The 14,137-nt window shown below is 55.8% G+C and carries 11 protein-coding genes; 4 read left to right on the top strand and 7 right to left on the bottom strand.

Annotated features, from left to right (window positions below):
* The first annotated feature begins 65 nt into the window (after positions 1 to 65).
* The 4 genes from htpG (at position 66) to C7I36_RS00705 (ending at position 5,180) form a co-directional block, all read left to right on the top strand.
* Positions 66 to 1,982: a molecular chaperone HtpG gene (htpG, locus tag C7I36_RS00720; protein ID WP_106451831.1), complete on the top strand. Its 1,917-nt coding sequence runs from the start codon at positions 66 to 68 to the stop codon at positions 1,980 to 1,982.
* Between the two features lie 173 nt (positions 1,983 to 2,155).
* Complete coding sequence (locus tag C7I36_RS00715) at positions 2,156 to 3,511, top strand: type II toxin-antitoxin system HipA family toxin (protein ID WP_106451830.1); 1,356 nt, start codon at positions 2,156 to 2,158, stop codon at positions 3,509 to 3,511.
* Entirely contained in the window at positions 3,508 to 3,807 is a 300-nt protein-coding gene (locus tag C7I36_RS00710; protein WP_106451829.1) for a helix-turn-helix transcriptional regulator, read from the top strand. Before C7I36_RS00715 ends, C7I36_RS00710 begins: the two co-directional genes overlap by 4 nt.
* A 278-nt stretch (positions 3,808 to 4,085) precedes the next feature.
* Positions 4,086 to 5,180, top strand: coding sequence for an RNA-guided endonuclease InsQ/TnpB family protein (locus tag C7I36_RS00705; RefSeq protein ID WP_106451828.1), 1,095 nt, complete (start codon positions 4,086 to 4,088; stop codon positions 5,178 to 5,180).
* A gap of 193 nt (positions 5,181 to 5,373) precedes the next feature.
* Here the strand turns inward: C7I36_RS00705 and C7I36_RS00700 are convergent, their stop codons facing one another.
* The 7 genes from C7I36_RS00700 to C7I36_RS00670 all read right to left on the bottom strand — a co-directional run bounded on the left by C7I36_RS00700 (position 5,374) and on the right by C7I36_RS00670 (position 14,086).
* Positions 5,374 to 7,434: a capsular polysaccharide biosynthesis protein gene (locus C7I36_RS00700; protein ID WP_106451827.1), complete on the bottom strand. Its 2,061-nt coding sequence runs from the start codon at positions 7,432 to 7,434 to the stop codon at positions 5,374 to 5,376.
* 143 nt (positions 7,435 to 7,577) lie between these two features.
* Positions 7,578 to 8,126 (bottom strand): dTDP-4-dehydrorhamnose 3,5-epimerase, encoded by a 549-nt coding sequence (rfbC, locus tag C7I36_RS00695; protein WP_106451826.1) that lies wholly within the window; start codon positions 8,124 to 8,126, stop codon positions 7,578 to 7,580.
* Positions 8,123 to 9,010, bottom strand: coding sequence for a glucose-1-phosphate thymidylyltransferase RfbA (rfbA, locus tag C7I36_RS00690; protein WP_106451825.1), 888 nt, complete (start codon positions 9,008 to 9,010; stop codon positions 8,123 to 8,125). Before rfbA ends, rfbC begins: the two co-directional genes overlap by 4 nt.
* Positions 9,007 to 9,903 carry a dTDP-4-dehydrorhamnose reductase gene (gene rfbD, locus C7I36_RS00685; protein WP_106451824.1) on the bottom strand — a complete coding sequence of 299 codons (897 nt, stop codon included), beginning with the start codon at positions 9,901 to 9,903 and terminating at the stop codon, positions 9,007 to 9,009. The genes rfbA and rfbD overlap by 4 nt, the downstream gene beginning before the upstream one ends.
* Positions 9,903 to 10,976 (bottom strand): dTDP-glucose 4,6-dehydratase, encoded by a 1,074-nt coding sequence (gene rfbB / locus C7I36_RS00680; protein WP_106451823.1) that lies wholly within the window; start codon positions 10,974 to 10,976, stop codon positions 9,903 to 9,905. Before rfbB ends, rfbD begins: the two co-directional genes overlap by 1 nt.
* A 107-nt stretch (positions 10,977 to 11,083) precedes the next feature.
* Positions 11,084 to 11,995 (bottom strand): glycosyltransferase family protein, encoded by a 912-nt coding sequence (locus tag C7I36_RS00675; RefSeq protein ID WP_106451822.1) that lies wholly within the window; start codon positions 11,993 to 11,995, stop codon positions 11,084 to 11,086.
* 12 nt (positions 11,996 to 12,007) lie between these two features.
* Positions 12,008 to 14,086 (bottom strand): glycosyltransferase family 2 protein, encoded by a 2,079-nt coding sequence (locus C7I36_RS00670; RefSeq protein ID WP_106451821.1) that lies wholly within the window; start codon positions 14,084 to 14,086, stop codon positions 12,008 to 12,010.
* Between the last annotated feature and the right edge of the window lie 51 nt (positions 14,087 to 14,137).

Raw genomic sequence — 14,137 nt, 5'->3', positions numbered from 1 at the left:
GGTTGAAATCCCCGTATCCAACCCCATCTTTCTGGCTGTAGGTTAACCCAAGCAAGGAACTAATCATGTCAGAAGCCGTGCATACCGAAACTCATGGTTTTCAAACCGAAGTCAAGCAACTGCTCAACCTGATGGCGCACAGCCTGTATTCCAACAAAGAGGTGTTTCTGCGCGAGCTGGTGTCCAACGCCGCCGACGCCGCCGACAAGCTGCGCTTCAGGGCCCTTTCTGACAGCAATCTGTACGAAAACGACGGCAACCTGCGGGTGCGCCTGATCCTGGACAAGGACAACAAGACCCTGACCATTTCCGACAACGGCATCGGCATGACCCGGGACGAGGTGATCGAGCACCTGGGCACCATTGCCAAGTCGGGCACCAAGGCGTTTTTCAGCCAGCTGTCCGGCGACCAGGCCAAGGACTCCCAGCTGATCGGCCAGTTTGGCGTGGGCTTTTACTCCGCCTTTATCGTGGCCGACAAGGTCACCGTGCTGAGCCGCGCCGCCGGCGAAGGCAGTGATCGGGGCGTGCGCTGGGAATCCGACGGCGACGGCACCTTCACCGTGGCCGACATCGAAAAAACCGGCCGGGGCACCGACGTGATCCTGCACCTGCGCGACAGTGAACAGGAATTTCTCGACGACTGGCGCCTGCGCAGCATCATCGGCAAGTATTCCGACCATATCAGCATCGCCGTGGAAATGTGGAAGGACGGCGAGCCGGAGCAGACCGACGAAGACGGCAATGTCACGTCACCGGCCACCGAGGGCGAGTGGGAGCAGGTGAACAAGGCCACTGCCCTGTGGACCCGCGCCAAGGGCGAGGTGAGTGACGAGGAATACCAGGAGTTCTACAAGCACATCTCCCACGACTGGCAGGACGCCCTGGCCTGGAGCCACAACAAGGTGGAAGGCAACCAGGAATACACCAGCCTGCTCTATGTGCCCGCCAAGGCCCCCTGGGACATGTGGAACCGGGAGCAGAAGCACGGCCTCAAGCTGTATGTGCAGCGGGTGTTCATTATGGACGACGCCGAGCAGTTTATGCCCACCTACCTGCGCTTTGTGAAGGGCGTGCTCGACTCCAACGATCTGCCGCTCAACGTGTCCCGCGAGATCCTGCAGGACAACAAGGTCACCGCCCAGCTGCGCAAGGCCTGCACCAAGCGGGTGCTGTCCATGCTGGAGCAGATGGCGAAAAACGAAGCCGAAAAATACCAGGGCTTTTGGGAAGAATTCGGCAACGTGCTGAAGGAAGGCCCGGCGGAAGACTACGCCCACCGGGAGCAGATTGCCGGCCTGCTGCGTTTTGCCAGCACCCACACCGACTCCGACGCCCAGACCGTGTCGCTGGATGACTACCTCGAGCGCATGAAGGAAGGCCAGGACAAGATCTACTACATCACCGCCGACAGCTACGCCGCCGCCAGCCACAGCCCGCACCTGGAAATTTTCCGCAAAAAGGGCATAGAAGTGCTGCTGATGTGGGAGCGGGTGGACGAATGGCTGATGAACCACCTCAGCGACTACAAAGACAAGCAGTTTGTGTCGGTCACCAAGGGGGCGCTGGACCTGGGCGAGCTGGAAGACGAAGAAACCAAAAAGGCCCAGGAAGAAGCCAAAGAGGCCCTGGCGCCGCTGCTGGAGCGGGTGAAAACCGCCCTCGGCGACGAGGTGAAGGAAGTGCGCCTGACTCACCGCCTCACCAGCACGCCCTCCTGCGTGGTGGCGGGCGAGCACGACATGAGCACCCAGATGATCAAGCTGATGCGCGCCGCCGGCCAGCCGGTGCCCGAGCAAAAGTACATCCTGGAGCTCAACCCCGAGCACAGCCTGGTGAAAAAGCTCGAAAGCCTGGGCGAGGGCGAGCAGTTCAACGAATGGTCCCAGCTGCTGCTGGAGCAGGCCCAGCTCGCCGAGCAAGGCGGCCTGAAAGACCCCGCCGCCTTCGTAGCCCGCATTAACCGCCTGCTGCTGGGCTAACCCCCCCTAAAAAGGGGTCGGAGTCATTTTTAAATTGACTCCGACCCCTTTTTTTCTTTTTCTTGAGCGTTAATTTGCTCATTTTTGCTTTTGATATTACATTGTGAGCGTTAATCTGCTCAAAAAAACCGGTTCACGTTATTTTTGAGCACTTATTTTCTCATTGGTGTGATATGAACCCGATCAAGCTGACCATCCAGATTTTCCACCAAGGAGCCTGGCATGATGCGGCCGAGCTGACTCTTCAACAGCCACAACTGGGCAGAAGCGGGCCGGCCCGGCTGGGCTATGACTTTGATTACGCTCTTGAATGGCTGCAACGGGATGATGAACATGCCTGCAGCCTGGTTTTGCCCATTGAGTTGATGGTTCCCCACGACTCCCCTACCTGGTTTGGCTTTCTTGACGACATCATGCCCGCAGGAGCTGCTCGCCGCTACTGGGTCAACCAGCTTGGGTTGAGCAATGCCACTCCGGAGAGGCAAGACACCGAACTGCTGTGCCGAGGCACCATAGCGCCGGTGGGGAATTTGCGCATCAAGGAGGCTTTACCTGAGTTACCTGCCGGCAGCACACTCAGGCAGCGTCGCTTTGCCATACAGGAAGTGGTGGAGCGTAATACCGACTTTCTGGAATATGCCCAGCAAATGGGGGCGGCCAGCGGAGGTGCGACCGGTGCCGGCGGGGAAGCTCCCAAGCTGCTGCTGCGCTGCTCGGCAAACGACGAAGTGTGGATAGACACCTTTCAGGATGACGTACACAATCCTGACACCCATTACCTGGTTAAATTTCCGCGCAACAACAGAGGTCCCATTGACTGCGACATTCTGCGAGCGGAGTACCACTATTACCACGAACTGCAAAGTCTGGGCGTGAGCACCATCAGTACCAATGGCATGCGGCTGCTGGAAGGGGAGCGTTTTCCTTCCCTCTGGCTGCCCCGCTTTGATGTGGCCATGTGTGAAGGTCAGCTGACTCGCTATGGGCTGGAGTCGGTGTATTCGGTGCTTCACAAGGCACCGGGCAGCTATTTAAAGCATCAGCATACACTGCGCAGCCTGATCAGATTGCTGGAGCATCAATACCGGGTGCTTGAGCTGGGAGAAAGCTTTGACCGGCAGGCCTTTGTGATTGAATGGGTTAAGCGGGATCTGCTGAATGTGGCTTTTGGCAATTCCGACAATCATGGCCGCAACACGGCCCTGCTGAAAACACCGGAAAAGATCTGGCTGGCGCCCGTATACGACTTCGCGCCGATGAAGGCAGATCCGGAAATGGTGCCGCGCTCTACCAGCTGGGGCAGCCCGCTGGAAGAGGGAGGACAGTATAACTGGCGAGCCATTGCCAACGAGCTGGCAGATCTGGCAGAGCCGGCGCGGGTGCTGGCGGAGTTAAAGGCGCTTGCCGGCAAGCTGGCAGGCTTGAAGCAACGGCTGCAGGCCCGGGGTGTTCCCGAGTCGATTCTGAACATGCCAGCCATGGGTTTTGATTATCTGGACGACAAGCTCAAAAGGTGGGAGCTGCTATGAACAAACCAAGCCCTGCCGAGCGGGAAGCGTTGCTTATTTCGTTGCTGACCCGGTTGTTTGACGGGACAATCACCGAGGGTGAATTGTTGCGTACGCTGCGCAAAGACCTGCTGAATATGTCGCAAACCGAGTACGCCAGCCTGGTGGGAGTAAGCCGGCGCACCCTGTCGGACATAGAGCGCAATGTTGGCAGCCCCACCCTGGCGGTGGTGAACGCCGTGTTCAAACCCTTTGGGCTCAAAGCCGGCCTGCTGCCCAGAAGCCCGACATTAATGAAGAAAATGCTGCAACAATAAAAAGGGGTCGGAGTCATTTTTAAATTGACTCCGACCCCTTTTTAGGGGGCTATCCTCTCAGTTTGCACCGGTCGACATGTTCCTTTTGCGCATTCAGGTAGGCATTGGGCCCGGTGTCAGCCACTTTCTGCAGACCGTGTTTATGGCCTGTTAAATCAGCGTAGGTGCGCGTTTGCAGGGGAAGGTACCAAACGGCCTGTGCGAGCCGTTTCACATCCTCTATGGTGCTGTCGAGAGGACGCGAGCCTACGCGATATAGCCGTTTATAGTAAACCACTATGAGCATTCAGACCAAAACACTCAGCGTTCGCGTTAAAGACAAGCACGCCAAATTGCTCCGGCAGATGGCGTTCGAAGTAAACCAAGTCTTTAACCACGCCAACGAACTGACCATGAAGGCTAATCGCAACCACAGCGACCTTGGCCCGGTTAAGCCTGAGTGGTTGTCAGCGTTTGATGTTCAGAAATTAACGGCGGGCATTCAGAAAGAACGCGGTTATCTGATCGGCTCGGCCACCGTGCAGGAAGTGATTGCCGTTCATGCCAAGGCCCGCAAGCAGTTCAAGCGGGCCAAGCTGCGCTGGCGGGTCAGCTCCGGCTCAAAACGCTCCCTTGGCTTTATCCCCTTCAAGAGCCGGGCGGCCCAATGGCGCAACGGCCAGGTTAAATTTGCCGGGCACCACTTCAAGGTGTGGGACAGCTATGGCTTATCCAAATACCAGTTCCGGGCTGGCAGTTTTTCAGAAGATGCGCGGGGCCGCTGGTACTTCAATATCTGTGTGCAGGTGGCCGCGCAGCCGGTAACGGCTGGCAAAAGCGCCGTGGGCATTGATTTGGGCCTGAAGGATGCGGCTACCTGTAGTGACGGCACCAAGCTGTCAGCTGGGCGGTTTTACCGTGATCTGGAAAGCGCCCTGGGCAAGGCCCAGCGGGCCAACAAGAAGCAACGAGTCAAGGCGATCCACGCCAAGATCAAAAACCGACGCAAGGACGCCTTGCACAAATTCAGCACGCGGCTGGTAAACAGCCACGCCGCGATTTTCGTTGGTGACGTGAGCAGCACCAAGCTGACCCAAACCCGCATGGCCAAATCGGTACTGGATGCGGGCTGGGCCATGCTCAAAACACAACTGGAATACAAAGCGATAGCGCGGTCAGTGGTGTTTGAAGTCGTTAACGAATCCTACTCCACCCAAACCTGTTCGAGTTGCGGCACCCTGCCCGATTCGAGGCCGAAAGGTATCGCAGGTCTTGGAATAAGAGAATGGACATGCTCTGAGTGCGGAGCAGAGCACGACCGCGATGTGAACGCGGCCATGAACATTCTCGCGGCAGGGCATTGCCGTCTAGCTGTAGGAATCCCCGTCCTTTAGGGCGGGGAGGATGTCAATTCATCCGAAAAACCGTTCTCAAAAGGGGCCTGTGCCTTCGATAAAACAGCACAATCATGCCTGTGGAGTAGAGGCAATACAAGAGGGCTCAGGACGGGCTACCACCGTTGTGGCTGGATTGCGGTCAGTTTCGACCAACTGCCAACTGTGGCTGTAGTGGCGGCAACATCGGTGCTTACCCTTTTAGTGCTTCCCACAAAAACCATACCTTGCGCAGCCGGCGGTGGGCCCAGCGCAGCAGAGCGTTGTTGGGCTCGCTGAATTGCTCCCGTTCCCGGGCCAGGCGCCAGGCCATGCGCAGCGGGGTGCTGTACAGCCCCGTTGGATAATCCACATAGGTGGGATACCAGGCGTAGGTGGCGTACACCAGCGCCGCCAGGGGCAGGGTGCGGCCCCGGCGGGAAACGGGGTGCATGTCGGTAGTCAGCCCCCAGCCCGCATAAAACGGCTGGCCCCACACCGTAACCGGTTTGCCGCGGATAAGCGCCTCCAGCCCGGTGAGGGAGGTGAGGGTGTGCACTGCGTCGCAGGCATCCAGGCAGTCCACAATGCCGGCGGCGGATTCCACCACATCGGCACAGCGGGCCAGCACCGGGTCCGGCACCGTGCCCCTGCGGTTGCCGCTCACCACATCCGGATGGGGCTTAAACACAATAAAAGCATTGGGATGCTCGGCCCGCACCGCCTGCAGCAGGGCGGCGTTGCCCGCCACAAAGGGGCTGCCCAGCTGAATGGAGGCGTCGTCGTCCACCTGGCCCGGCACCAGGAGCACCGGGCGTTCGCCGGCCTGGCGGCGCCAGCTCAGGCTGGCCCGGGTGCCCACATTGTATTTGGTGAGCGCCTGCTCCCTAAAGTGCTGCAACAGCCGTTCGCCCTGGGCCAGCTCGTGGGGCGCAAACGGGTGCCGGCCAAGAAAATGCTCAATGGCGCTGGGCGTGCGCGGATCGTAATACATGCCCAGGGGGTCCACCACCAGGGAGCCGGGGCGGCGCAAATCGGAGCCCAGCCCCACCGAGCGCAAAAAGCCGTCTTCCATGCGCCACACCGGCAGCGCACAACCGGCCAGCGCCTGTTCAAACCGGCGGCCCCACACCAGCACCGCGGCGGCAGGAGAAGCGCCAGCAGAGCCAGCACGGCCGGGCGCCTCCGGGGCCGGGGGCAAATGCTTAACAAAGCACACCTTATTGGCATAACGCTGCAAAAAGCGCGGCGCAAAACGCCGCCGCCACAGCGAAAATCCCACCGCATACAGCGTATCCACCCGCGCCAACGGCGGGCGCTGGGCCAGGATGAGATCCAGCAGATCCTCCAGCTCGCAGCGCTCACCGGTTATCGGGTCCACATAGCGGCAATAACGCAAATAGGCCGCCGCCAGCAGTTGCGGCACAGTGCGGGTCTTGCCCCGGCGGGGCACGGCAAGGCGATCGTCCGTTATTCCCCAGCCGGCATAAAAGGGCGCGCCAAAGCACACCACCGGCTTGCCGGCCAGCAGGGCCTCAAACCCCAGCTGGGAAGTTACGGTATACACCTTGTCCACCTCGGCCATCAGCGCAAAGGGGTTAAGGCTGTTGGCCAGCAGCAACACATCGCTACCGGCCACGTCGGTTAAATAGCCCTGCTTTTTGCCCAGCAGCACATCCGGATGGGTGCGCACAATAATCTGGGCGCCGGGGTTTTCGGCCTGTGCCGCCGCCAGCATATGGGTAAACGACGCCTCGCCGGCCAGCCCCAGCCGCACCGACTGATCGCCCCGGGTCTGGTCAATCACCAGCACCCGGGGGCGGGTGGCATCCAGTTGTGCCGCCACCGCCGCCGGCAGGCGGTTATCGGCATAGCAGTTGTATTTGGTAATGCCCTGGCCGGCCAGCACCTGCTGCAGCGCGGTCGCCCGCTGCTGCCAGCTATCGTTCCACCAGTCGATGTTTTGCAGCATTTGCTCAAGCTGGCTGGGACGGGTGGCGTCGTAATACACGCCCAGCTCGTCCACAATCAGCGACAGCCGGGTAGCGCCGGTGGCGGGGTGGCCAATATAGCCAACAAAACCGTCTTCCAGCTGCCAAAAAGGCAGGCCGCGGCGCTCGGCCAGCCGGCGGGCCCTTGCGGTATTGGGCTTTAAGCCCCAGCCCACCACGGCCGTTAACGGGGCATGCTGCTGTCGGCAAAGGCGGTAAGGAGACAAAAATTTATTCAGTACCCGGTGCTGGCGCCAGATACCGAATGAAGTGGTTAGCAGCATAAGAAGTTGAATAAAAAGAAAGTGGGCCATTGTAGCCGGCGCATCAGCCGCCGGCCAGACTGTAGGCGCCCGTTTACGTGGCGCAAGCCTACGAACGGCACTGACGAGTGATGCCTACGGCAACCAAAAACGGGGCATGGGCTTCAAATAACCGGTAGCTCGGCATCGGCAAATAATGGGGCTTTTTTGTCCTTTTCCGATAACAGGGGAGGGCTGGACAAAGGCCATTCAATCGCCAGGGCTGGGTCGTCCCAGCGGATGGCGCGTTCGTGTTCGGGAGCGTAGTAATCCGTGGCTTTATACTGAAAATCCGCTATTTCCGAGAGCACCACAAAACCATGGGCGAAGCCTTCGGGTATCCACAGTTGCCGCTTGTTTTCGGCCGAGAGATGCACACCTACCCACTGGCCAAAAGTGCTGGAGTTGGCGCGAATATCCACCGCCACATCGAATACCTCGCCAACAGTACAACGCACCAGCTTGCCCTGGGGCTGAACCACTTGATAATGCAAGCCTCTCAAAACCCCCTGCGCCGAGCGCGAATGATTGTCCTGTACAAAATTCACCTCCCGGCCAACCGCGTCGTTAAACCTGCGCTGGTTAAAGCTTTCGAGGAAAAAACCGCGTTCATCACCGAATACGGTGGGCTCCATGATGAGAACATCGGGAATGGCGGTATCGATAACCTTCATGAACGGTATCCTGGTTTAAGCATTTTCAGCAGGTATTGACCATAGGCACTCTTGGCCAGAGGTTCGGCCAACTGCTGAACCTGCTGTGCGTTGATAAACCCCTTGCGATAGGCAATCTCTTCCGGGCAGGCAACCTTGAGCCCCTGGCGGTGCTCAATGGTTTGAATAAAGCTGCCGGCTTCCATCAGGCTGTCGTGGGTGCCGGTGTCCAGCCAGGCATAGCCCCGGCCCATGGTTGTGACGGCAAGCTCTCCACGAGCCAGGTAGGCCTTGTTAACATCGGTAATTTCAAGTTCTCCCCGGGCGGAAGGCGTTAACCGGCGAGCAATATCAACCACCTGGTTATCGTAAAAATACAGCCCGGTAACGGCATATTGACTTTTGGGGTGGGCTGGTTTTTCTTCCAGGCTAAGTGCCCGGCCTTGTTCGTCAAACTCGATAACGCCATAACGCTCGGGATCGTGAACATGGTAGGCAAAAACAGTGGCGCCATGCTCACAGCGGTTGGCATCCACCAGGGCTTTTTGCAGGTCGTGGCCAAAGAAAATATTGTCGCCCAATATCAGGGCACAGGGGCCATTGCCGATAAAGTCGGCACCAATAACAAAAGCCTGGGCCAGCCCGTCGGGGCTGGGTTGCACCGCATACCGCAGGGAAACTCCCCACTGGCTGCCATCACCCAGCAATTGCTCAAAGCGCGGAGTATCCTGAGGGGTGCTGATAATCAAAATATCGCGAATGCCCGCCAACATAAGCGTGCAAAGCGGGTAGTAGATCATGGGTTTGTCGTAAACCGGCAGCAGTTGTTTGCTCACCGCCATGGTCACCGGGTACAGGCGGGTGCCTGATCCTCCGGCCAGGATAATGCCCTTGCGCTGGCTCATTTAAGCGGCTCCAAAGTCTCATTCAGCATATGTAAAACGCCTTGTTGCCAAGGGGGCAGGTGCAGCCCAAAGCCATGCCGGAGTTTGCTGCAATCCAGCCGCGAGTTTGCCGGGCGTGCCGCAGGGGTAGGCCAGGCACGGGAAGGAATGGGTTCCAGTTGTTCCAGCGCCAGTGAAACCCCCGCTCTACGGGCAGCGTTAAACACAAAATCCGCATAGTCGTGCCAGTTGGTTTCGCCCGCCGCCGCCAGGTGATAAAGCCCCGAGAGGACCGGTTTTGCCATGGCCTGGCGCAAGGCATGGGCGGTTACATCGGCAATCAAGTCGGCACCGGTGGGGGCACCAAACTGATCGTTAATGACACCCAGCGTGCTGCGTGCTTGGGCCAGGCGCAGCATGGTTTTGGCAAAATTGTTCCCTCGCGCGGCATACACCCAACTGGTACGAAAAATCAGGTGGCGGGAGCAATAGCGGGCAATGGCCTGCTCGCCGGCCAGCTTGCTGGCACCATAGTGGTTAAGGGGGCCGGCGGGGTCCTGCTCGCGCCAGGGAGTGTGGCCCGAGCCATCAAACACATAGTCGGTGGAATAATGCACCAGCCAGGCGCCTGTTGCCTCGGCTTGCCGTGCCAGCACGCTAACAGCATGGGCATTGACCAGGGTGGCCAGCTCCCGCTCGGTTTCCGCGTTGTCCACCGCCGTATAGGCCGCGGCATTGATAATCACGTCCGGTTTAAGGGCCCTGACGGTTTGCGCCAGTTCATCCGGTTTGGTGAGATCGCCGCAATAGTGGGTGCTGTGGCGATCCAGCGCCGTTATCCGCCCCAGGGGAGAAAGGGCACGTTGCAGCTCCCAGCCCACCTGGCCATTCTTGCCCAGCAATAACAGGTGCATCAGTGGCCACCGCCATAATGCTGTTCCAGCCACTGGCGGTAGGCACCGCTTTTTACATTGTTAACCCACTCCTGGTTGGCCAGATACCACAGCACGGTTTTACGCAAGCCGGATTCAAACGTTTCTTGTGGTTTCCAGCCCAGCTCCCGCTCTATTTTGCCGGCATCAATGGCGTAGCGCAGATCATGGCCGGGGCGGTCGGTAACATGGGTGATCAGCGAGGCATAAGGGCTGAAGCGCGAAGGGGCAAGCTCATCCAGCAGGCGGCAAATGGCATGCACTACCTCCAGGTTGGTTTTTTCGTTATGGCCACCAATGTTGTAGGTTTCGCCCGGCTTGCCTTCCGTTACCACCTGGTACAAAGCCCGGGCGTGGTCTTCCACATACAGCCAGTCACGGATCTGGTCGCCCTTGCCATAAATGGGCAGGGGTTTTCCTTCCAGCGCGTTGAGGAGGATAAGCGGGATCAACTTTTCCGGGAAGTGATAGGGCCCGTAGTTGTTTGAGCAGTTGGTCACCAGGGTGGGCAGGCCATAAGTACGCAGCCAGGCCCGCACCAGGTGATCGGAACTGGCCTTGCTGGCGGAGTAGGGGCTGCTGGGAGCATAGGGCGTAGCTTCGGTAAAGAGATCGTCCGTGCCGTGCAGGTCGCCGTAGACCTCGTCGGTGGAAATATGATGGAAGCGAAAGGCCGTTTTGCGTTCGTTATCCAGCCCGTTCCAGTAGTGCCGAGCTGCTTCCAGCAGGGTGTAGGTGCCGACGATGTTGGTATTGATGAATTCCGCCGGGCCGCTGATGGATCTGTCCACATGGCTTTCCGCCGCCAGGTGCATCACCGCTGTGGGCTGGTGCTTGGTGAACAGTTCATCCAGCCCGGCGCGATCACAAATGTCGAGATGAGCAAAACGGTAACGGGGAGAATCCGCCACCCCGGCCAACGACGCCAGGTTACCGGCGTAGGTGAGCTTGTCTACGTTGACGGCAATGTCCGACGTGTTACGGATAATGTGGCGTATCACGGCGGAGCCGATAAAACCGGCACCACCGGTTACAAGAATGGTCCTTTGAGTCATGGCGTGTTTCCCGAGCGCAATATGGGCGCCATTCTAACGGATTTTAGCCAAATGGGGAAAAGGCAGGCTTCCTGCGCTTGGATAAACAACGTGACTGTTCAAAAAAGCTACAGCGGTTCTGTGGCGGCGGTAACCAGCTGTTGTCGCAGTAAAGTATTTTCGCTAAGCAATAAAATAGACTCTGCCCACAGTTTTTGATCCATTGGCAGCATCAAGCCATTGACGCCATGATTCACCACAGGGCGGTAGACTGCATGATCCGCATAAATACCTGCCGCACCGGCTTGCGTAATATCAAAAAATTTAGTGTACGAGCGAGCGTCGTTGAATGCAGTGTTGAGTAACGGTGCCAAGCCAATAGTGCGGCCGGGTCTGGAAATCAATGCTTGGTAACTTTCCCAGTTCATGGGTAATAAAACATGAACCCTTGGGGTGTCATTAAATAAATTTCTGGTTTTTTGATTTCCGATAAGCTCAAAGCATAAATTTTTGTCCTGTTCTAAAACATGGTGTATTACCGGTTTTAACCACTCCACCTCCTGATGGTGAGATGCCGAACCATGATAAAAAACGGTTTTAAGATTACCCTGTTGAGTATATGGTGAGTAGGGGGGGAGGATTATAGGATTAAGGTGGGCGTATTTATTAGCCAGCCAGTTGTTGGAAACCCAAAAGTTGACATTTTTGTTTTGCATCCAGTATTGGTGGCGATAGGCGTAATAATATAGTTTCCAACGATACCGTAAAGATAAATGGCGATGTACACTTATATCAAGCAGATCATCATCCATGAAAAAACTTATGTTGCTGAGTTGAGATGAATTTTTGTCAACCCATGAGCGCCACTGATTGTTGATATAGCGAATAAAAACAACAGACGTGCCATAAGGAATAAAAGAAGGTGGTTCGTCATTCAGATGAATACGGACCACCTCTGCAGACCATTTTTTTAGCTCTGCAAGAACAAAAAAATCAGTGCTGGGGTTTGTTCCTTGTTCAACAATATATACTTTATCCATTGCCAGTACCAATTACCATGGCCACTGCTGGCGCGGAATTTTGCCTAAAGTGAAATCTGCTCTGGAGTAGTTGAGGTTAGGGTTATAAAAAGGATCTCTTTCTATGATATGCCCCCAGCGACTTCTCATATATTCGGCCTCTCGTTTTGCCCTGGCCATTTTTTCAGGCGAATCATCCTTGCCGCGAGAAACCGATTCGTGATGATAAAGCTCCGCATAAGGCGTATAAATTACCCTCCAGCCGGCCTCCCGCACCCGCAGGCAATAATCCACATCATTAAAGGCAACCGGCAGGTGTTTTTCGTCCAAGCCACCCAGCTGCTCAAATAACGAACGATGAGTGACAAAGCAGGCAGCAGTAACGGCGGATAAATCCTGAGGTAAAACAGCCCTGTGCATATACCCAGGGTCATCAGCGTCCAATATTCCATGCAAATGGGTGGCGCAGCCACCAGGGCCCAGCACATCACCGGCATGCTGAACACGGCCATCGCTAAAATAAAGCCGGGCACCTACCACGCCAACCTTGGGCTGAAGCAAGCGGGAAACCATTTCCTCCAGCCAATCGGGGCTGATGATCTCGGTGTCGTTATTCAATAAACAAATAATGTCACCCCGGGCGTGACGCGCACCAAAATTATTAATGGAAGAAAAATTAAAGGGGTGGTCATAACGCAGAACTCGGACCTTAGGGTTTGCTTCTACATTTTTCATATAGGCCAGAGTGGCTGGATCTGAACTTTGATTGTCGAGAATAATTATTTCGTAGCTCGGCCAGGATGTTTTTTCCAGCACACTGTCTATACTGGTCTTCAGATAGCGCAGGGCATCACGAGTTGGCACCAAAATGCTGACCAAAGGTCGGGGGAAAGGAAGCCGGTACTGAACTCGTAAAAAATCCCCGTCCTTGCTGACTGCAGCAGCTACTCCTTTTTTTTTCAAGTGAGCATTCAACAGTTCTTGTTGGGGGGCTGCAGATGATTCAGCGGTACTTGAATGATACAATATTGCTGTAATGTGATAGACCTGCTCATCTTTTATATGTGATGTGGCATCAAGCATAAGTTGATAGGCGGTTTGAAAGCCGTCTTCACTCAAGGTGCGTAAAAAAAGTTCGGATTGAATAGCAAATGCCGGCCCTATATAGCCTGAGCTTTTGGCAAAGGTTGGCGACCAATCTGGCTTAAAACAGGGCTTAACCCGCTTGCCACTAACAAGTTGATCATGGTCACTATAAATAAATTTAACTTTATTATGCCATATCGATGCGCTAATCCAGGCCAGTGCCCATGGCGAAAGAGTTATGCCGGGTTGCAGCAAATAAAACCAAGCGTTTTCGCCTTGCTCCAGCAGTGAGCCGAGACGAGAAATACCCGTGACCAGGATGTTGGGGTCTAGGCTCTGCTGCAGGTTATCAACATCCTTATCATTCGCCAGTAAGAACACCTTTGGCACCACAGTTAATTGGTGGCTGATACTGGCCAGTGTCGAGTTGATTTCCTGAAGGTTGGTATTGTGTCTGGCATCGATGATAATATCCAAGCTGGGCAGGGAACCGGCCTTTTCTGCAAAAAAACGGACCAGACGCTGTTTAACAGAGTTGCTGAAGTTTTCATTAAGTCTTATCCACTCTTCATAGCCAGGGGATGGCATGTAATAGCGAGTGTTCGCTGACAGGCGATATGCTTTGAAAGTATTAAAAAGCTGATTTAGCTTGCCGATTCCTAATGCTAATTTTTGCCGTTTTGGAGTATGAGAAAGCCGACGCTGCATAATGTACCATGCAGACAAAAAACCAATACGTGTTATGCTGAGGGGGGATGTAAAACTGATCTCTCCCTGGCTGCGAAACTCAACCAGTAACCGCTCTGCCGGTTTATCAAGATAAAAAACCTCATAAAGCCGACCTTTAAAAGTAACAGGCAGCGGATATGAGGAGCGTGAGCCGTCTTTAAAATCAACAACAAGAAGACACTCAAGGTTTTGTTGTTGATGGTTCAGCTGAGCCGAAACAAGCATCCAGCGAGCAGCAAGAGTCAAGTCCAACTGTGCTTGGTGTTGATATTGATAATTAAAGGAAGATATGCTCACAACTTAGCCTTCTACTGCACAAGGTGGCTTACTATAGCACTAATTTTCATT

Origin of the sequence: Zobellella taiwanensis, from assembly GCF_003012795.1 — a bacterium.
GTDB classification, from domain to species: Bacteria; Pseudomonadota; Gammaproteobacteria; order Enterobacterales; family Aeromonadaceae; genus Oceanimonas; species Oceanimonas taiwanensis.
The sequence above is the reverse complement of the archived record's forward strand: the minus strand, read 5'-3'. Positions and strand labels throughout refer to the sequence as shown.